17 protein-coding genes are annotated in these 21,698 nt (G+C 32.5%); 10 read left to right on the forward strand and 7 right to left on the reverse strand.

All coding sequences use genetic code 11. The features are described from left to right. A complete protein-coding gene (rpsA, locus tag L3X39_RS04940) occupies positions 1-1,866 on the reverse strand; it encodes a 30S ribosomal protein S1 (protein WP_237230660.1) in 1,866 nt (621 codons plus the stop codon). Positions 1,867-2,162: 296 nt separating this feature from the next. Between rpsA and L3X39_RS04945 the strand changes: the two genes are divergently transcribed. Next, positions 2,163-2,543 (forward strand): LysM peptidoglycan-binding domain-containing protein, encoded by a 381-nt coding sequence (locus L3X39_RS04945; RefSeq protein ID WP_237230661.1) that lies wholly within the window; start codon positions 2,163-2,165, stop codon positions 2,541-2,543. Positions 2,544-2,612: 69 nt separating this feature from the next. Here L3X39_RS04945 and cmk read toward each other — a convergent pair whose 3' ends face one another. The 4 genes from cmk to L3X39_RS04965 form a co-directional block, all read right to left on the reverse strand. Further along, complete coding sequence (gene cmk, locus L3X39_RS04950) at positions 2,613-3,308, reverse strand: (d)CMP kinase (protein WP_237230662.1); 696 nt, start codon at positions 3,306-3,308, stop codon at positions 2,613-2,615. Between the two features lie 29 nt (positions 3,309-3,337). Continuing rightward, entirely contained in the window at positions 3,338-4,357 is a 1,020-nt protein-coding gene (gene porQ / locus L3X39_RS04955; RefSeq protein WP_237230663.1) for a type IX secretion system protein PorQ, read from the reverse strand. Positions 4,358-4,524: 167 nt separating this feature from the next. Beyond that, complete coding sequence (lon, locus tag L3X39_RS04960; protein WP_237230664.1) at positions 4,525-6,975, reverse strand: endopeptidase La; 2,451 nt, start codon at positions 6,973-6,975, stop codon at positions 4,525-4,527. 167 nt (positions 6,976-7,142) lie between these two features. After that, the gene (locus tag L3X39_RS04965) at positions 7,143-7,793 is read right to left on the reverse strand and encodes a rhomboid family intramembrane serine protease (RefSeq protein WP_237230665.1); all 651 of its coding nucleotides are present in this window, start codon (positions 7,791-7,793) and stop codon (positions 7,143-7,145) included. Positions 7,794-7,855: 62 nt separating this feature from the next. On the opposite strand from L3X39_RS04965, the gene L3X39_RS04970 reads away from it, so the two are divergent. Then, positions 7,856-8,740: a lysophospholipid acyltransferase family protein gene (locus L3X39_RS04970; RefSeq protein WP_237230666.1), complete on the forward strand. Its 885-nt coding sequence runs from the start codon at positions 7,856-7,858 to the stop codon at positions 8,738-8,740. A 36-nt stretch (positions 8,741-8,776) separates the two neighbouring features. On the opposite strand, the gene glmM is transcribed toward L3X39_RS04970, so the two are convergent. Next, positions 8,777-10,162, reverse strand: a complete 1,386-nt coding sequence (glmM, locus tag L3X39_RS04975) for a phosphoglucosamine mutase (protein WP_237230667.1) — start codon at positions 10,160-10,162, stop codon at positions 8,777-8,779. Between the two features lie 77 nt (positions 10,163-10,239). On the opposite strand from glmM, the gene L3X39_RS04980 reads away from it, so the two are divergent. From L3X39_RS04980 to L3X39_RS04990, 3 genes are all read left to right on the forward strand, one after another. Then, the gene (locus L3X39_RS04980) at positions 10,240-10,833 is read left to right on the forward strand and encodes an acyl carrier protein phosphodiesterase (protein ID WP_237230668.1); all 594 of its coding nucleotides are present in this window, start codon (positions 10,240-10,242) and stop codon (positions 10,831-10,833) included. Between the two features lie 3 nt (positions 10,834-10,836). After that, positions 10,837-12,540, forward strand: coding sequence for a gamma-glutamyltransferase (gene ggt, locus L3X39_RS04985; RefSeq protein ID WP_237230669.1), 1,704 nt, complete (start codon positions 10,837-10,839; stop codon positions 12,538-12,540). A gap of 72 nt (positions 12,541-12,612) precedes the next feature. Then, the gene (locus L3X39_RS04990) at positions 12,613-13,335 is read left to right on the forward strand and encodes a hypothetical protein (protein WP_237230670.1); all 723 of its coding nucleotides are present in this window, start codon (positions 12,613-12,615) and stop codon (positions 13,333-13,335) included. Position 13,336: 1 nt separating this feature from the next. Here L3X39_RS04990 and L3X39_RS04995 read toward each other — a convergent pair whose 3' ends face one another. Further along, entirely contained in the window at positions 13,337-13,861 is a 525-nt protein-coding gene (locus L3X39_RS04995) for a DUF8685 domain-containing protein (RefSeq protein WP_237230671.1), read from the reverse strand. A gap of 387 nt (positions 13,862-14,248) precedes the next feature. Here L3X39_RS04995 and L3X39_RS05000 point away from each other — a divergent pair, with 387 nt between their 5' ends. From L3X39_RS05000 to L3X39_RS05020, 5 genes are all read left to right on the forward strand, one after another. Next, positions 14,249-14,620: a hypothetical protein gene (locus L3X39_RS05000; protein ID WP_237230672.1), complete on the forward strand. Its 372-nt coding sequence runs from the start codon at positions 14,249-14,251 to the stop codon at positions 14,618-14,620. A gap of 137 nt (positions 14,621-14,757) precedes the next feature. Then, positions 14,758-17,595: an excinuclease ABC subunit UvrA gene (uvrA, locus tag L3X39_RS05005; protein ID WP_237230673.1), complete on the forward strand. Its 2,838-nt coding sequence runs from the start codon at positions 14,758-14,760 to the stop codon at positions 17,593-17,595. Positions 17,596-17,643: 48 nt separating this feature from the next. Continuing rightward, positions 17,644-17,811: a lmo0937 family membrane protein gene (locus L3X39_RS05010; RefSeq protein ID WP_237230674.1), complete on the forward strand. Its 168-nt coding sequence runs from the start codon at positions 17,644-17,646 to the stop codon at positions 17,809-17,811. Between the two features lie 171 nt (positions 17,812-17,982). Further along, complete coding sequence (locus L3X39_RS05015; RefSeq protein WP_237230675.1) at positions 17,983-18,672, forward strand: LOG family protein; 690 nt, start codon at positions 17,983-17,985, stop codon at positions 18,670-18,672. A gap of 125 nt (positions 18,673-18,797) precedes the next feature. Continuing rightward, the gene (locus L3X39_RS05020; RefSeq protein WP_237230676.1) at positions 18,798-21,629 is read left to right on the forward strand and encodes a gluzincin family metallopeptidase; all 2,832 of its coding nucleotides are present in this window, start codon (positions 18,798-18,800) and stop codon (positions 21,627-21,629) included. The last annotated feature ends 69 nt before the right edge of the window (positions 21,630-21,698 follow it).

Below are 21,698 nucleotides of genomic sequence, written 5' to 3' on the forward strand. Positions count from 1 at the left end.
TTACTTTTTCTTAGCTTTAGTAGCTTTAGCTTTAGCAGGTTTTCCGTCCATTTTATCTTTAAGCGCTTGTAAAGCATCGTTAGCATCACCTAAAGTTGGTTTAGCTTCTGCCGCCGCAGCTTCCGCTTTTTTAACAGCTTGCTTAACAATTTTTGCTTCTTCTGCTTTAAATACAGCAGTATGTGAAGCCACTACACGTTTAAATTCTTTGTTAAATTCAATGATTTTAAACTCTGCAGCTTCGCCTTTTTTAAGTTTGCTTCCATCTTCTTTTTCAAGATGACGTGTTGGTACAAACGCTACGATATCTTCATTAAATTCTACAGTAGCACCTTTATCAACGATTTCAGATACTTCAGCTTTATGAACTGTGTCTAAAGCAAAATCTGTTTCATAAGCATCCCAAGGATTCTCAGTAGTTTGTTTATGTCCTAAACTTAATTTACGACCTTCAACATCTAACTCAAGAACAATAACATCTAACTTGTCACCTACTGCACAGAACTCACTTGGATGTTTGATTTTCTTAGTCCAAGATAAATCCGAGATATAAATTAACCCGTCAATACCTTCTTCTAATTCAACAAAAACACCAAAGTTTGTAAAGTTACGTACGATACCTGTGTGCTTAGAACCTAATGGGTATTTTTCAGTAATATCAGTCCAAGGATCAGCAGATAATTGCTTAATACCTAAAGACATTTTACGATCTTCTCTATCAAGTGTTAAGATAACTGCTTCAACTTCATCTCCAACAGAAACGAAATCTTGAGCAGAACGTAAATGTGTAGACCATGACATTTCTGATACGTGGATTAATCCTTCAACGCCATCAGCAACTTCAATAAACGCACCGTAATCAGCGATAACAACTACTTTACCTTTTACTTTATCACCAACTTTAACTTCATCAGCTAAAGCTTCCCATGGATGTTTGCTTAATTGTTTTAATCCTAATTGGATTCTTGATTTATCTTCATCAAAATCAAGGATTACTACATTAAGTTTTTGATCTAACTCAACAATCTCATTTGGATGGTTAATTCTAGACCAAGAAAGATCTGTAATATGGATTAAACCATCAACACCACCAAGATCAATAAATACACCGTAAGATGTAATGTTTTTAACAATACCTTCAAGTACTTGACCTTTTTCTAGTTGACCAATGATTTCTTTCTTTTGTTCTTCAATATCAGCCTCGATAAGTGCTTTATGAGAAACTACTACGTTTTTAAACTCGTGGTTGATTTTTACAACCTTGAATTCCATAGTTTTATTTACGTACTGATCGTAATCTCTAATTGGTTTTACGTCAATTTGAGAACCTGGTAAGAATGCTTCGATGCCAAAAACATCTACAATCATACCACCTTTAGTTCTACATTTTACAAAACCATTTACAATTTCGCCAGTTTCGTTTGCTTTAATAACTCTGTCCCATGCTTTGATTACACGAGCTTTTCTGTGAGATAATACTAATTGTCCTGTTGCATCTTCACGAACATCAATTAATACTTCTACTTTGTCTCCTACTTTTAAATTAGGATTGTAACGGAATTCGTTTAATGAAATAACGCCTTCAGATTTTGCATTGATATCAATGATAGCATCACGATCGGTAATATGAATAACCGTACCTTCTACTACTTCATCATCTAAAGTGTCAACGAAATTTTCTGCTACTAATTTTTCAAATTCTTTAAGTTGTTTGTCATCAACCTCATCAATACCTTCTTGGTAATTGTGCCAATTGAAATCTTTTAAGAATTTTTCTGGATTTGCTTGAGCTTCAGATACTACTGGAGCTTCTTTGGTAGTTGCTTCAGTTGCTTCAACCTCAGCTTGTTTTGCTTTTTCAGCCATGTGCTGATTAAAATTTGTATTCTGAATGTTCCGGGTGAATTAAGCAAATAACATACAGAAGTGTTATTATAATTTTCAGTTTTATCCTTTTATCATCCCGACGATTTGCTAAAAGGAGTGCAAAAATACAAACTTTTAATATAATTACCTAAAAATGAATACATAAATTAAATGTGACTTTTTTATGTATTGAGCATCTGAAAAATATAAATAATTATGTTGAATAATATTTAGGAGTTTTATGCAAATAATTCCTATATTGTTGATTGCAAAAACTGTTAAAAATTAATATAATTATGAGTGCAAAAAGTAAGTATCAACCTGTTTTAGAGCTAGGTGAAAAATTAAACATTCAAGATGGAAATGTGAGTGAAGAAAATGGTGTTTTAAAAATAAAAGGAACCGCTAAAACGCAATATGAAAAAAACATTCTTTGGGATAAGATAAAAGAAATTGGAGGACAAAACCCTTCAGACATAAAAGCAAACATCTCAGTAGCTGATGAAAGCGTGTATCATAGACACACCGTTAAAAGTGGAGAAACCTTAGGAAAAATTGCTAAACATTACTACGGAAACCCTTCAAAATATCATGATATTTTTAAAGCAAATTCTGATATTTTAAAGAATCCTGATTTAATTTATCCAGATCAAGAATTAATCATTCCAAATTTGTAGGATTAAAAACATTTAAAATAAAAAAGCGAACTTTTTAAAGTCCGCTTTTTTTATTTTGGCTATAATACTCTATTCACAATCTTCAATAGTCATTTTAACTAATTGAATAATTTTATCAAACTGTTCTTTTAGAGTCATATTGGAGTTGTCAACCTCAATGGCATCCTTAGCTTTTATCAGTGGCGAGTCTTCTCTATTCGAATCTATATAATCACGCTCCTTTACGTTTTTTAAAACTTGCTCAAAATTAACAGCATCTCCCCTTTCAACAAGTTCTTCGTATCTTCTTTTTGCTCTGGTTTCAGCCGAAGCAGTCATAAACAACTTTAATTCGGCATCAGGAAATACTACAGTACCAATATCTCTTCCATCCATAACAACACCCTTATCTTTTCCCATTTTTTGTTGTTGCTCGACTAATTTCTGGCGAACTTCCGAAACCTCAGCTACTTTACTTACAAAGCTTGAAACTTCAAGCGTTCTTATTTCTTTTTCAACATTAACATCGTTTAAATACACCTCAGCAAAGCCTAAGGATTTATTAAATTTAAAACTAATGTTAATACTAGGTAATTGATAGATTAGTGCTTCTATATTGAAATCTGACTTACTAATAAGTCCTTTTTGCATAGCATAAAGTGTCACCGCACGGTACATAGCACCAGAATCTACATAAACATATCCCAAATGTTTCGCTATTTGTTTTGCTACCGTACTTTTTCCTGTTGAAGAAAACCCGTCTATGGCTATTGTAATTTTATTCATGCGTATGTTTGAAGCACAAAAGTAGACATTTATTGTAAATCTATCTGTAACCCGAAGAAGTTTGAATTGGCTGCACTGGTATATTTTGCATGCGTATAACTAAAGCGCATTTTATTCATTTTAATAGAGATTCCAGCAGATAATCCTGAAAAATTACGTTGATCTACAATTCTAAGTTCCTCACCTCTTCTAAAATTGTATCCTAATCTGATATTAAAACCGCCTTCAGGGAAGATTTCTGCTCCTAAAATAGTATGCCTGATTACTTGCCCTAAAAAACCCACCTTTTCACTTGTTTGATTGCCACTTAAATCACTTGTAGTACGTGCTGGGTTGGGTCTAGAAATAGGCCATTCTTGTAAATTCTCTAAAGTAACATGCCAGCGAATAGGTACATTCTCTAGACGCTGCGACATTCCAAAAGCCACCTCAAAAGGCAAGCGCTCATTTAATCCAGCATATGTAGTAATCTGAGTTCCTAAATTTCTAACTATTAACGCAGCGTTAAAATCTAAATACTCATTAATATAAATCAAACCTAAATCCGCAGCAGCTCCGATGGAATTATATTGCTCTAACTTAGATGTTATAAGTTTTAAGTTCCCTCCAAAATAAAAATCGGAATACCCAATTTGTGTTGCATAACCAAATGATAATGCAGCTTCATTTCCTGTAAATGTTCCTGTGGAATTTCCATCTTCATCATAGCCATCAAACGAGCCATAATTAATATATGTTATACCGGCATGAAATGTTTGTGTACGTCTGTCTATGGTATAAGCGTATGATGCGGTTCCGTAACTAATGCCACCTAAATAGCTTGTATAGTTTACTGCCAACTGATTATCCATTTCTACATTAATTGTAGCGGGATTAAAGAGTCCTTGTGTTACATCGTAATCAACATTTGTAAATACTTTTCCCCCTAAAGCTGCTTGACGCGGTGAAGATATTAAGTTTAAAAACTGGTAGGTAGTCTCTCCTCCTACCTGACCAAAGGACAAAGTGCTAGAAACGATACAAAAAATGGAGATAATTTTTCTTAGCATATTTACTGATACAAAGTAAGTAAATCTATCTTAAAACGATAGCATGTATCTTTTATTTTAAATAAAATGAATTGCTTTTTGTGTTTTCAATACGGGAACTTATGAATTTGTTATCCTCCAAAAATCGAAAACATAAAAAAAACCTCGATAATCATCGAGGTTGAATTTTATATTTTTTTAGGGTTTTTAACTTTTTGATTTGTGATAGCCAATTTAATAACATCACTCATATCGGTTACATAATGAAACTTCAACCCTTTTAAATATTCTAGTTTTATTTCTTCAATATCACGTCTGTTTTCCTCACACAACAAAATTTCCTTTATTCGTGCTCGCTTTGCAGCCAATATTTTTTCTTTTATTCCACCTACAGGAAGTACTTTTCCACGAAGTGTGATTTCACCAGTCATGGCTAAACTTTTCTTTACTTTACGTTGAGTAAATAAAGACACTAACGAAGTAAGCATGGTAACACCTGCACTTGGTCCATCTTTAGGCGTAGCGCCTTCAGGTACGTGAATATGAACGTTATAATTATCAAAAACGGAATTATCAATTCCGAATTCATCAGCATTAGACTTTATATATTCCATAGCAATAGTAGCTGATTCTTTCATGACCGTACCTAAATTACCGGTAATCGTCATGGTTCCTTTCCCTTTAGAAAGAATAGATTCAATAAACAAAATATCTCCGCCAACACTAGTCCAAGCTAATCCTGTTACAACACCCGCAACATTATTATTCTCATATTTATCACGTTCTAATTTTGGTCCGCCTAAAACCTCTACAACATCTTCGTTTGTTACCTTGATGTTATAATCTTCTTCCATAGCAATATTTTTAGCTGCATAACGCACCATTTTTGCTATTTGTTTTTCAAGACCACGAACTCCTGACTCTCGTGTGTAACCTTCAACAATTTTCTCAAGTTGTGGCTTGCCAATTTTTAAATCATTATCAGTTAAACCATGCTCTTTTAATTGCTTAGGCAATAAATGACGTTTGGCAATTTCTACTTTTTCTTCAATAGTATAACCCGTAACGTTAATAATTTCCATACGGTCTCTTAAAGCAGGTTGTATCGTTGATAAATTATTACAAGTTGCAATAAACATAACTTTAGAAAGGTCGTAACCCATTTCTAAAAAGTTATCATAAAACTCGCTATTTTGTTCTGGATCTAGCACTTCTAACATAGCAGACGATGGGTCTCCCTGATGTGAGTTAGACAATTTATCTATTTCATCTAGAACAAATACTGGGTTTGATGTACCTGCTTTTTTTAGACTTTGAATAATTCGCCCTGGCATAGCACCAATATAAGTTTTACGGTGCCCACGAATTTCAGCTTCATCGCGTAAACCACCTAATGAAATACGAACATACTCGCGACCAACAGCTTCTGCTATAGACTTTCCTAAGGAAGTTTTACCAACCCCTGGAGGTCCGTATAAACAAAGAATAGGCGATTTCATGTCGTTACGCAACTTTAAAACTGCTAAATACTCTATAATTCGACGCTTTACATCCTCTAAACCAAAATGGTCTCTATCAAGGATTTTCATAGCGCGTTTTAAATCGAATTTATCTTTACTAAATTCATTCCATGGTAAGTCTAAAAAGAGCTCTAAATAGTTGCGCTGTATTGAATACTCAGCTACTTGAGGGTTCATCCTTTGCATTTTAGCTAGCTCTTTATCAAAATGCTTCGCTACCTTCTCATCCCAAAGCTTATCACTAGCTTTAGCCTTCATTTCTTCAATCTCTTCATCATGACTCACGCCTCCCAATTCCTCTTGAATGGTTTTCATTTGTTGATGCAAGAAATACTCACGCTGCTGTTGGCTCATATCCATTTGAACCTTGGATTGAATGTCGTTTTTAAGTTCTAATTTTTGAAACTCAACATTCATATATTTAAGCGTTGCCAAAGCACGCTTTTTCAAGTCGTCCATTTCTAACAGTGACTGCTTTTCAGTTACTGAAAGGTTCATGTTTGAAGACACAAAATTCACCAAAAACGAACTACTTTCAATATTTTTTATGGCAAATGATGCTTCGCTAGGAATATTAGGACTTTCCTTGATTATATCTAAGGCCAATTCTTTAATGGAATCAATGATTGCTAAAAACTCTTTATTCTTTTGAGCTGGTTTTGCTTCAGGAATATCTCTTATAGTAGCATTCATATAAGGCTCTTCCGTAATTACCTCGGCTACTCTAAAACGTTTTTTTCCCTGGATAATAACGGTTACGTTACCATCGGGCATTTTAAGAACCCTTAAAATTTGAGCAACTGTACCAATTTCGTGAATCTCTTTTGCTGTAGGGTTTTCAACCGATTCATCTTTTTGAGCTACAACACCAATAATTTTTTTACCCTTATTGGCATCATTTATAAGCTTGATAGATTTATCTCTACCAGCAGTAATAGGTATAACAACTCCTGGAAACAGTACGGTATTTCTCAATGAAAGTATGGGTAAAGTTTCGGGTAAAGTTTCGTTATTTATAGCTTCTTCATCTTCAGGTGTCATTAACGGAATTAACTCTGAATTTTCGTCAAATTCCTGTAATGACAAACTGTCAAGTGATATAAAATTAGATTTCTTCATAGATATATTTAAGTCAATCTGTCATTAAAACAAATCAATCTTCATTTTAAATATAATTATATATTATTTAAACAACTGAAAAACAATGATTTAAAAAATATTATATGTTTTCAGCTACTAAATAATGTCAATACTTATGCCAATTGCAAAATTAAATTCCACATATTTTACATTTTACCCATTCTTCTCAAAACAAATAGAATTAATATAGGAATAGCTAATAAACCAATCATAAGTAAATTAGTTTTAAATAACCATGGAGAGAGTATTAACGTAATAAGGTAACCCCCAATTGCGCCACCAAAATGAGCATCGTGCCCAATATTACCTATCCTGTTTTTCATTCCATAGATAGAGTACAGCAGGTAACCAATTCCAAAAATATAAGCAGGAATAGGAATAGGGATAAAAAACATATATAAACTCATTCCGGGTTGCAATAAAATAGCAGAATAAATAACACCCATTACGGCTCCACTTGCACCTACGGCGCTATAATGATATTCATTTTTATGAAAATAAAGTGATAACAAACTACCTAATAATAAACTTCCAAGATAAATAATCAGAAATTGCATTGTACTTAAAAGCGTTATAACCACATCCGCAAAAAAGTATAGCGTAAACATGTTAAAAAATAAGTGTGCATTATCAGCATGTAAAAACCCAGAACTGAATAATCGGATTTGCTCTCCACGTTGAACGGCACCAACCTGAAATTTGTACTTATCAAAAAAACTATAATCACTAAATCCTTTATAAGAAATAATGATATTTGCTGCTATTATAATAATGGTTACTGCACTTAAATTACCCATAGCTTGTAAACGTTTAAAATCAAATTAGCATATATTTGCCATTACAAATCTAAAATTAATTAATGCAATTTCTAATATATATTCTTGTTTATCCATTTTTATGGATTATCTCCATATTACCTTTTAGATTGTTGTATCTTGTTTCAGACGGATTATACATACTTATCTTCCGGATTGTTGGCTATCGCAAAAAAGTAGTTTATGATAATTTAAGGCTTGTTTTTCCAAACAAATCAAATGATGAAATTAAGCGTATTACCAAGGTTTTTTATCATCATTTATGTGATATGATTATGGAATCTATAAAATCTATGACCATATCGGAAGCAGAGATGAAAAAACGCTTTACGTTTACTAATGTTGAACTCATTAAGGAGATTGAAAATCAGAATAAAAGCATTATTTTAATGTGTGCTCATTACGGGAGTTGGGAATGGATTTTTATACTTCAAACCTATATTAAATCTAGAGGCAATGCTGTTTACAAGCGTTTGGCTAACAAATATTTTGATAAATTAGTTAAACGGATTAGAGCCAAGTATAACAGTTATTTAATTACTACCAAAGAAACGATTCCTACTTTAGTTGAATTAAAAAAACAAGGTGTTTTATCCATAAACGGGTTTGCCTCTGATCAATCACCAAGACTAGACAAAGCTTACTATTGGAATAAGTTTATGGGTATTAACGTTCCTGTGCATACAGGTGCAGAAATGCTTGCTAAAAGATTGGATATGGCTGTTGTTTTTTTTGGTGTAAAAAAAATAAAGCGTGGGTATTATGAAACAACGTTTAAAACCATCACATTAAACCCCCTAAAGTATAAAGACTACGAGATTACTGATATCTTTTTAAAGCTTGTTGAAGAACAAATTTATGAGGCTCCTGAGTATTATTTATGGACACATAAACGCTGGAAACATCGAGATAAAAAACCAATCAATTAAAAAAAAAGCGAAGATTTTATCTCCGCTTTTTTTTTGTTATTTAGCTATCTCTTTAATTTCCTTAATAAATCTATCGGCTAAATCACTGGCTTCTTGTTGCGATTTAGCTTCTGTATAAATTCTAATAATTGGTTCTGTGTTGCTTTTACGTAAATGCACCCAACTCTCAGGAAAATCTATTTTCACACCATCAATGGTAGTTAATTGCTCATTCTGATAGCGCTTTTCAATATCTTTTAATATACGATCAACATCTAAATCTGGTGTTAGTTCAATCTTCTTTTTACTCATAAAATAGTTAGGATAGGTTTTTCTAAGCTCACTTACACTAATATTTTTATCCGCTAACAAACTTAAAAACAAGGCAACACCCACTAAAGCATCACGACCATAATGTGCAGCTGGATAAATGATTCCTCCATTTCCTTCTCCTCCTATAACTACTTTATTTTTCTTCATAAGTTTAACCACATTAACCTCACCTACTGCACTAGCTTCATAAGTTCCACCATATTTTTCTGTTACATCTCGCAATGCTCGGGTTGAACTCATATTACTCACCGTATTTCCTGGTGTTCTACTCAGTACATAATCTGCGCAAGCTACCAAGGTGTATTCTTCTCCAAACATTTCGCCGTTTTCATCCATAAAAGCTAAACGGTCTACATCAGGATCAACCACAATACCAAAATCTGCTTTGTGTTTTTTAACAGCATCTGATAAATCCGCTAAATGCTCTTTTAAAGGCTCTGGATTATGCGGAAAATGTCCGTTTGGTTCACAATACAATTTAATAACATCAACCCCTAAACGCTCTAAAAGCAGAGGAATAGCAATACCGCCTGTAGAATTCACACCATCAACAACCACTCTAAAACGTGCTTCTTCAATAGGTTTTACTGTTACCAAATCTAAATCAAGCACTTCAATAATATGCAAATCTATATAGGCCTTATTCTTAGTGATTTTCCCAAGATTATCCACATCGGCAAAACTCATATCATCGCTTTCTGCTATTTCTAAAATTTTAGCACCTTCATCAGCATCTAAAAACTCACCTTTTGCATTTAAAAGCTTAAGAGCATTCCATTGTTTTGGGTTATGACTAGCAGTTAAAATAATTCCACCATCGGCATGCTCTAAAGTTACAGCGACTTCAACAGTAGGCGTTGTTGAAAGTCCAACATCAACCACATCAATACCTAAACCCACAAGTGTATTCATAACCAAATTCTGCATCATCTGCCCAGAAATTCGAGCATCTCTACCAACAACAACTTTGTGCTTGTCTTTTTGGCGTTGTTGCTTTAACCAAACACCATAGGCCGAAGCAAATTTTACAGCATCTATTGGGGTTAAATTCTCACCAACCTGCCCTCCAATGGTGCCTCTAATTCCTGAAATTGATTTTATAAGTGTCATACAATTATTTAAGATTAAAAAGCAAATATAGTATTTCAAAATCGGTTTTCTTAAATCCAAATTCGTAAATTTCACCAATGAATTATTTAGCGCATATTTATTTGTCTGGGGAAAATGATATGGTAACTATTGGCAATTTTATAGCGGATAGTATTAAAGGAAAGAAATATAAAAAATACCCTAAAAACATTCAAATTGGTATATTGCTACATAGAGAAATTGATACCTTTACCGATGCACATCATGTAGTAAGGCAAAGCACTAAAAGACTTCATGAAAAATACGGGCACTATTCAGGTATTATCGTTGATATTTTATATGACCATTATTTAGCTAAAAACTGGAGTTCTTATAGTGATGAATCGTTAGATAGCTACGTTGACAATTTTTATGATTCTCTGGAAGCACATTTCGATATTTTACCTCTAAGAATTCAAAAAATGATGCCCTATATGATAACTGATAATTGGCTACTAAGCTATGCCTCTATTGAAGGAATATCAAGGGTTTTAGACGGTATGAATAGACGTACTAAGAACCGTTCTAGCATGAACGAAGCTGTGGTAGAATTAGAACTATTTTATAAAGAATTTGAAACTGAATTCACCCTTTTTTTTGATGAACTCATTGCATTTTCAAAAGAAAAGCTTAATGAACTAAATAACATTTAAATTATGAAGAAACTAATTTACTTCTTGATTATACCACTATTGTTAATTTCATGCAAAAAAGCGACTGACAATAAAGAAAGCACAGAGCAATCTATAGGCTTAATTACCAAAAATGCCATGGTAGTTTCTGCGAGAGTTGAAGCTTCACAAATTGGTAGTGATATTCTTAAAAAAGGCGGTAATGCTTTTGATGCTATGGCTGCAACCGAGTTGGCGTTGGCAGTAGCTTATCCATATGCTGGAAATATTGGTGGTGGTGGTTTTATGGTTTATAGAAAAGCTAATGGCGATATTGGAGCTATTGATTACAGAGAAAAAGCACCCTTGGCTTCTACAAAAAATATGTTTTTAGACGAAAATGGAGATGTAATACCTGGAAAAAGTACGCTTGGTGCTATGGCGGTTGGCGTTCCAGGAACAGTTGCTGGAGTTTTTGCAGTACATGAAAAGCTTGGCTCCTTACCTATCGAGGATATTTTAAAACCTGTAATTGAGTTAGCATACAGAGGCGTTATTGTGACTGAAAAACAAGAAAAAAGAATTGCACAATATCAACCACTTTTTCCAAAAGCTAATAAAGATTCTATTCCTTTTGATAAGCATTGGAAAGCTAAAGACACCATCAAATATCCTGAACTTGCCAAAACATTAGAGCGCATATTAACCAACGGACGTGACGGGTTTTACAAAGGTGAAACCGCAAAAACCTTAGCAAAATTTATTCAGGACAATGGCGGTATTATTACAGAAGAAGATTTAGCTAACTATGAAGTAAAGTGGCGTACTCCAGTAACGTTTACTTATGATGATTTAAGAATTATATCTATGTCGCCACCTTCAAGTGGAGGTGTTTGTTTAGCGCAAATCATGAAAATGATTGAACCTTATAATCTCAGTGAATATGGACATAATTCGGTTAAAGCCATTCAAGTAATTACTGAAGCCGAACGACGTGCTTATGCCGATAGAAGTTATTATTTAGGTGACCCAGATTTCGTTGAAGTTCCAATAAAAAATCTTATAAATGAAGCTTACTTAAAGGAGCGTATGTCTACTTTTTCATTTGAAAAGGCGACATTATCAAGTGATGTATCTCATGGAAATATTCAAATTATTGAAAGTGATGAAACCACCCACTACTCTATTGTTGATCAATTTGGAAATGCTATTTCTGCCACCACAACTTTAAATGGTGCTTATGGCTCAAAATTATATTGTTCTGAATTAGGGTTCTTTTTAAATAATGAAATGGATGATTTTAGCAGCAAACCTGGAGAACCCAATATGTTTGGGCTTATTGGAGCTGAAGCGAATAGTATTGTACCAGAAAAACGGATGTTAAGTTCTATGACCCCAACCATTGTTGAAAAAAATGGTGAATTATTTATGTCTGTTGGCACTCCTGGTGGCTCAAGGATTATTACATCGGTATTGCAAACCATTTTAAATGTTCATGAATTTAACATGACCATGCAAGAAGCTGTAAATGCGCCTCGTTTTCATCACCAATGGCTACCAGATGAAATTAGAATGGAACCAAATTTATTTGACAAATCCATTATAAATCAACTTCAAAAATTAGGTTATATCATAAATGAACAAGACTCACCCATAATTGGTAAGGTCGATGGAATACTTGTTTTGGATGACAAATCGTATGAAGGTGGAGCCGATTATCGAGGGGATGATACGGCTATCGGTTTTTAAAACTTTTCTTTTCCTAAAACAATAGTATTTAATATTTTAGCTCACTTCACAAACTAAGATGTGTTGTGCGTTATGTCAAAAAAATCAAAAAGAATATTAAAAATAGTAACGGGAGCAATTGTATTTCTCACATTACCAAGTATGCTTTTTTTTGGTTTTTTATATTTTAAATACAATGAAGATTTACCAACGGGCATTCAAGGTGAAAAAGCCGATGCTTTGGCATACAAAATGCTAGATGCATTGGACTACGACGCCTATAAAAATACCAAAATCATTGAATGGACCTATAAAAAACGCCATCATTATGAATGGAATAAAGTAAAAAACACATGCGATGTCTATTGGAAAGAAAATAAAGTAACTCTTAATCTTAATGACATTTCAAAGAGTAAGGCCTATATACATGGGTTTAACACAGAACGTGAAATGGCCGAAGCCTTAATAGACAAAGCTGTTGATTACTTTAATAACGATTCTTTTTGGCTTGTTGCCCCATACAAAGTTTTTGATGCTGGTGTAGAACGCAGGTTGGTTAAAACTGAAACTAATGAAGACGCTTTACTTGTAACTTACAATAGTGGTGGAACAACTCCAGGAGATTCGTATTTATGGTTATTAGAAAAGAATGGAAAACCAAAAAGTTTTAAAATGTGGACATCGGTTTTACCTATTGATGGCTTAGAGGCTTCTTGGAGCGATTGGGTAACTACCGAAACGGGCGCTCAATTACCAACCTTTCACAAGCTTCTGTTTTTTGGTTTTGAAATAGAAGGGATTAAAGTTAGTAATTAACTTATTTACTTCGCTGTCCTACAAAATTATGACTCTTTGATTTAAACAGAATATTAAAACTGGTTAAACTTCCGTAAATTCTAGTAATATATTGCTGTAAATCATTTTTACCTTGTTCGTCTAAATCACTTGAATTTATTCGTTGTTCCATAACACGCAATCTATCTCTTACCATTGTTATTTTATGAAAAAAAGTATCTATTGGTAATTCGTAAGATTTTAAACTTGTATCGGCTGGTTCTAAAATAAGTTTACCACCTTTAAATTTATCAGCAATAGGAACAATTTCACTTATATCACTCCACTTTTTTAAAATACTTACTAAGCTACTTTCAATATCAAAAAAACTTACAGTATCTACATCTCCGTCGGCAGCTTCAATAATTTCAAATTCACTATCTAAATCAATGGTTTCTAATCCATTATCAATAAAAGTAACCCAGTAGTGTTGAGACGTTACATTGGTTACAACTCCTTTTCCATATTCAGTATGATTAATTCTAGATCCTATTCCTAATAGCTTCATAAGTTTCGTTTTTAATTTAAGTAAACAATTATAATAAATATGCAATAAAACTAAAATAATATTTAAAGAATATATCCTAAGGTTTTTTTGTCATGACTGATTTATTCGACGCCCTCTAACTTGTTTGTGAATAGTTAAATTTTTGTTAATTAATAAAAAATATTTCGATTAGAACTACCCCATAAAACAGATGGTTAATTCTTCTTAAAATCAACTCTACTTCTCTTTAACGGATAAGAAAAAGGGGGAATTGAATCGTAACAAATCATTTTATCAATATCAACCCTTAAAATTTAAAGGTATGAGAAAACAAAACCACCTTTAACTCAATATTATCAATAATTTTTACTTACTATTTTTGTATTGTTAAATTTAAAATGTATCGTTATGAAAAAATTAGTTTACCTTTTATTGTTTGCCTGTAGCGTATCATTCGCTTCTACACAATTGAATAATGATTATAATAACAATGACCCCGAAGTTGGTGACATTTTAAAAATTAGCACACCTAAAAACCTATCATTCAAACACATTGATTTTCCACGATTAAACTTTATTGCAAAGCGTGGCGGTCTTCCTAATTACAAGAGCGTATATGAAGAATTGGTAGTTGTTAAGAAAGTAACAGATAACAATGGAGATACCGTAGTTACTCTTGAAAGAAAAGATGGAAAAAAGTTTTTTGGATATTTAAAACAGGTAACTGCAAATTACACTCAGTCTATTGACACGGGCGAATTGGTAAAGATAAAATCTTAAGTTAATAATTATAATGACTCCTAAAGGGAAGCTACAAAATTGTAGCTTCCTTTTTTTTTAACATTTAATATAAATTCAGAATACTAACTACCAAGAATTTAACAACTAAAATTGTACCTTTGCACTTTTGCCAATTTATGAGCCAATTCGACGATTTTATTGAAGTAAAAGGTGCTAGAGTTCACAACCTAAAAAACATTGATGTATCTATTCCCCGTGAGAAACTTGTTGTAATAACAGGACTTTCCGGAAGTGGTAAATCATCATTAGCCTTCGATACTATTTATGCTGAAGGCCAACGACGCTATATTGAAACTTTTTCCGCGTATGCACGTCAATTTTTAGGAGGATTAGAACGACCAGATGTTGATAAAATAGATGGTCTTTCACCAGTAATAGCCATAGAGCAAAAAACAACTAGTAAATCACCGCGCTCTACAGTTGGCACAATCACTGAGATTTACGATTTTTTGCGATTGCTTTATGCACGTGCTAGTGATGCTTATAGTTATAACACTGGCGAAAAAATGATAAGCTATAGCGACGAGCAAATTAAAGAACTTATTACGAACGATTTTAATGGCAAACGTATTAATGTATTAGCACCTATTGTACGCTCTAGAAAAGGCCATTATCGTGAGTTATTTGAGCAAATTGCAAAGCAAGGTTTTGTAAAGGTTAGGACCGACGGAGAAATTCATGATATAGTAAAAGGCATGAAATTAGACCGTTACAAAACACATGATATTGAAATTGTTATTGACAGACTAAAAATTGATGATACGGTTGATAATGATAAACGCTTAACTGAAACCATTAACACGGCTATGTATCATGGAGAGGATGTATTATTGGTAATAGACCAAGATACACAAGAAACACGATACTTTAGCAGGAGTTTAATGTGCCCTACCTCTGGAATTTCGTATCCAAACCCTGAACCCAATAATTTTTCTTTCAACTCTCCAAAAGGCGCGTGTGATAATTGTAATGGTATTGGAACTTTATATCAGGTTAATGAGAAAAAAATTATTCCAGATGACACTATTTCAATAAAAGCGGGAGCTTTAGCACCTCATGGACCGGAAAAAAGTAGTTGGATTTTCAAACAGTTTGAAACTATTGCGCAACGATTCGATTTCAAACTAAGCGACCCATATAAAGATATTCCGGAGGAAGCAAAACAAATGATTCTATATGGTGGTAATGAAAAATTTTCAGTTGAAAGTAAAGTTTTAGGCGTTACTCGTGATTACAAAATAGATTTTGAGGGTGTTGCCAATTTTATTGAAAACCAATACAAAACAGCCGAATCTACCTCTTTAAAACGTTGGGCAAAAGACTATATGGACAAAATTAAATGTCCTGTTTGCGAAGGTTCGCGTTTAAAAAGAGAATCTCTCTATTTTAAAATTAATAATAAAAATATAGCTGAACTTGCCAATAAGGATATTGTAGAGTTAGCCGAATGGTTTAACGATTTGCATAATCACCTTTCAGAAAAACAGTTAAAAATAGCTGAAGAGGTTTTAAAAGAAATAAAGTCAAGATTACAGTTTTTATTAGATGTTGGGTTAGATTATTTATCACTTAATAGAAGCTCAAAATCACTCTCTGGTGGTGAAGCGCAGCGCATTCGTTTAGCAACTCAAATTGGTTCGCAGTTAGTAGGTGTATTGTATATTTTGGACGAACCCAGTATAGGATTGCATCAGCGCGATAATGAAAAACTTATAAATTCTTTGGTGTCACTACGTGATATAGGGAACTCAGTAATTGTAGTTGAGCATGATAAAGATATGATTGAACGTGCTGATTATGTTATAGATATAGGCCCAAAAGCTGGAAAGCACGGTGGTGAAATCATAAGTATTGGCACTCCTAAAGAGCTTAAATCCCATCACACGCTAACTGCTGATTATTTAAACGGTACAAAGGAAATAGAAGTCCCTTTAAAACGACGTGAAGGCAACGGTAAGTTTTTATCTCTTGACGGTTGTACTGGTAATAATTTGAAAAATGTATCGGTAAAATTTCCCTTAGGAAAAATGATTGGGGTTACTGGAGTTTCTGGTAGCGGAAAATCTACGTTAATTAACGAAACACTCTACCCTATTTTAAACGCTTATTATTTTAATGGTGTTAAAAAACCCATGCCATATAAAAGCATTAAAGGATTAGAAAATATTGACAAGGTAATTGATATTAATCAATCACCCATTGGCAGAACACCTAGAAGCAATCCCGCAACTTACACCAAAACTTTTGATGAAATAAGAAGTTTGTTTGCAAAAATCCCTGAAGCCATGATTCGCGGATATAAAGCTGGAAGGTTTAGTTTTAATGTAAAAGGAGGACGTTGCGAAACTTGTCAAGGAGGTGGATTGCGTGTTATTGAAATGAACTTTCTTCCAGATGTTTATGTAGAGTGCGAAACTTGCCAAGGAAAACGTTTTAATCGTGAAACTTTAGAGATTCGTTACAAAGGAAAAAATATTAGTGATGTTTTAAACATGACAATAAATGAAGCTGTAACATTTTTTGAGCACATCCCTAAAATCCATAAAAAATTAAAAACGATTAAAGATGTAGGTTTGGGCTACATTACTTTAGGCCAACAAAGTACTACACTTTCTGGTGGTGAAGCACAACGTATTAAACTAGCCACTGAATTGTCTAAAAGAGACACTGGTAATACGTTTTATATTCTAGATGAGCCCACAACGGGTTTACATTTTGAGGATATTAGAGTACTTATGATTGTGCTAAACAAGTTAGTTAATAAAGGGAATACAGTATTAATAATTGAGCATAATTTAGATGTTATTAAGACTGTTGACCACATCATTGACATTGGATACGAAGGTGGTAAAGGTGGTGGACAAATAATTGTTGAAGGCACGCCAGAAGAAGTTGTAAAACACAAAAAAAGCTATACTGCCAAATTCCTAAAAAAAGAACTGGTTTTAATATAGTCTCAAATTTCTTTAGTATCTTTAGTAGCAATCTATAACTATTTTATTATGAGAAATTTACTTTGGTTAGTAGCAGTAATATGTATTGTTGTATGGCTTTTAGGCTTTCTTGGAGTTATTCAAGGCATAGGGACTAGCAGTTTAATACATATTTTATTAGTTATTGCAATTATTGTGGTTCTATATAATATTATAAGTGGCAGAAAGCCACTTTAAATATTATTAATCGTTCAAAATACAAAAGGTAAATCTTTAAGGATTTACCTTTTCTTATTTACAGCTATTTTCATAATAATATTCACTGCAATTAAAGTAATCTAATTTTTAAATATTATTTTGCGACGTATTAATAATTTTATAATTGAACACATAAAAGAATAAAAATATATGAGAAAAGAACAACACCATAAGGGTTGGAATGAAATTAAAACCAACGATTCTTGGGCCATTTTTAAAATAATGGGGGAATTTGTAAACGGTTTTGAAAAAATGAGTAAAATAGGTCCTTGTGTTTCCATTTTTGGGTCTGCAAGAACAAAACCAGGTGATAAATACTATAAACTAGCCGAAAGTATCGCAAAAAAAATTGTAGAAGCTGGCTACGGAGTAATTACTGGTGGCGGGCCTGGAATTATGGAAGCTGGTAACAAAGGAGCGCATTTAGGTGGAGGAACTTCGGTAGGACTAAATATTGACTTACCTTTTGAACAGCATGACAACCCGTATATAGATCAAGATAAAAGTTTAGATTTTGATTACTTTTTTGTTCGTAAAGTTATGTTTGTAAAATACTCACAAGGATTTGTTGTTATGCCTGGTGGTTTTGGAACTTTAGACGAACTTTTCGAAGCAATTACGCTTATTCAAACACATAAAATAGGTAAATTCCCGATTATACTAGTTGGAACCGATTTTTGGGAAGGATTATTAGATTGGGTGAAAAAGACCTTATTAGACTCTTTTTCAAATATCAGTGCTAAAGATTTAGATCTCATTCATTTAGTAGATTCGGATGAAGAAGTTATTAATATACTAGATAATTTCTATAAAGAATCAGGCTTAAGTCCTAATTTCTAAAAAACCAATAATTCAAATTTTACGTTAATAATGTTAATACCATAGGCAACTCAAATGAGTTACGTAGGTATTTATTATATTGCGAAGCCTTTTATGAAATTTTAACCTTATAATGTTTTTCAAAATTGAAGTTAAGCCCTTTTAATTATATCATTTTTGTATTGCTTCCTTTTGTTAGCCTCTCTCAAAATAAAATTGATATAAAGGCTAATTTTGATATTACTAATAAGAAAATTAAAATTTCGCAAACCATACACTACCAAAATACATCGCAAGATGAATTACAAACTATTTATCTTAACGATTGGGCGAATAGCTATTCAACAAAAAAGACACCTTTAGCCATTCGAATTGCAGATGAGTATATAAACGATTTTCATTTAGCAAAAAATGAAGATAGAGGTTACTCGGTTATAACATCTATAAAGCAAAACAATGAGGATTTAGCGTTTAGTCCACTAAAAAATCAGACCGATGTACTACAAGTAGAATTAAAAAACCCTTTAAAACCAAACGATTCTTACACTATTCATTTAGAATATATTGTTCAAGTTCCTAATGCAAAATTCACCAGTTATGGTATAACAGATAATGGTGATTTAAATTTAAGATACTGGTACATAACGCCAGCTGTTTATGATGGCGAATGGCAGTACTATAGCAATAAAAATCTTGACGATTTGTATATTCCAAAAGCTGATATTAATTTAGAAATTGGATACCCCAACGGATATGCATTAACTTCAGAATTAGATGTAAGCAAAACATCACAACTACCAAACAATCAATTAGTTGTGTTAGAAGGAAAAGATAGAATAAGTACAAAATTATTTTTAAGTAAAAACTCAAATTTTAATACTTTACAAACTGATGATTTCTCAGTGATATCAAATATCGGTGATGAAAATCTTGAGGTGATTGACAAAGTTTTAATTACAGAAAGAGTTACTAATTTTATTTTTGACAACTTTGGAAAATATCCTCACAAAAAACTTTTGCTAAGTCAGATAGATTATGATAAAAATCCAATATATGGATTAAATTTTCTACCTAGTTTTATAAAACCTTACCCAAACCATTTTCAATATGAACTAAAGCTTTTAAAAATAGCTTTGCAAAATTATTTAGAAAATACACTATTAATAAATCCAAGAAAAGAACAATGGCTTTTAGATGGTATACAGATATACTATTTAATGAATTATGCCGAAAAGCATTATCCTAACATGAAATTTCTTGGTACTATAGCTGGTTTTTGGGGCGTACGTTCGTTTCATGCAGCTAAAATGAATTTTAACGATAAATATATTCTTGCATTTATGTTAATGGCAAGAACCAATAGAGACCAGCCTTTATCAATGCAAAAAGATTCCTTGTTAAAGTTTAATAGCAATATTGGAAATAAATATAAAGCAGGAATAGGTCTTAAATACTTAGATGATTTTGTTAATGGTAACATAGTTGAAAATAGTTTAGGGTCTTTTATAATTGAAAACAAATTAAAACCGACAACCACAAAGGCATTTGAAGCCTACATAAAGTCTCAAACCGAAAAAGACATTGATTGGTTTTTTGAAGATTATATAAACACCAGAAAAAAAATAGATTTCAAAATTAAAAAAGTTGTAAAAACTGAAGACTCTATTACTGTTACCTTAAAGAATAAGCGGGATAACAATATGCCTATTTCATTGTACAGCCTAAATAATGACAGTATTGTATCTAAAATATGGGTTGAGAATATTGATGAAAATAAAACGCTTACAATTCCAAGAAACGATGCTAACAAGCTCGTTTTAAATTACAATAGAGTGATTCCTGAGATAAATGAAAGAGATAATTGGAAATCATTAAAAGGGTTCTTTTTTAATAACAAACCTTTACAATTTCGACTATTTAAAGACATTGAAGACCCAAACTACAATCAGGTGTTTTTTATGCCAATTGCAGAATTTAATAATATTTATGATGGGTTCACTTTAGGAGTAAGAGCGTATAATAAAACTGTGTTAAGAAAACTATTTAACTATAAAATTGAGCCTCAATATGCTTTCAAATCCAAGTCATTAACTGGCTCAGCATCAATTTCTAAAACTCATTATTTAGAGAATAGTAATCTTTATTATATAAATTATGGATTTGTAGGTGGGTATGCTTCCTATGCTGAAGATTTATTTGTTAGAAAACTTACACCTTCATTAACCTTAAACTTTAGAGATGATGATGATTTCCGCTCTAATAAACGTCAGTCATTATCATTTAGATACATAGATATTCATAGGGATAAAGATGTTAGTAACGTTTTAACAAGCAATCAGCCTAATTATAGTGTTTTTAATGCACGATATATACACTCTAACGACAATTTAATTAATTTTAATAAGTGGTATACGGATTTTCAAATAGCCGATAAGTTTAGCAAACTATCTTTTAATTATGAGTACAGAAAACTGTTTGAAAGTAATAGGCAATTAAATATTAGAGCTTTTGCCGGTGCATTCTTAAAAAATGACAACGACCCAAATTCCGATTATTTCAGTTTTGCCTTGGATAGACCAACCGATTATTTGTTCGATTACTCATACTTAGGGCGTTCAGAAGCCACGGGTATTTTTAGCCAACAATACATTGATGCAGAAGGAGGCTTTAAATCGAAGTTAGAAACACCCTTTGCAAATCAGTGGATAACCACCTTTAATGCCAGTACAACAATATGGAACTACATACTTGCTTATGGCGATATAGGGTTGGTTAAAAACAAATCTGAATCAGCAAAGTTTGTATATGACTCTGGAATAAGAGTTAATTTAGTTACAGATTACTTCGAAATATATTTCCCAATATATTCTAATTTAGGTTGGGAAATTGGTCAACCGCGCTATGACCAAAAAATCAGATTCAAATTTACTGTCGATCCACAGGCACTTTTAGGACTGTTTAGAAGGCGTTGGTTTTAAAAAACGGTTTATTAAATTATTGTCAGTATATCTTATTTTTATTGAATAAATGATAATTTTTAACCCTAT

This window comes from Flaviramulus multivorans, from assembly GCF_021728415.1.
Classification (GTDB): domain Bacteria; phylum Bacteroidota; class Bacteroidia; order Flavobacteriales; family Flavobacteriaceae; genus Sabulilitoribacter; species Sabulilitoribacter multivorans.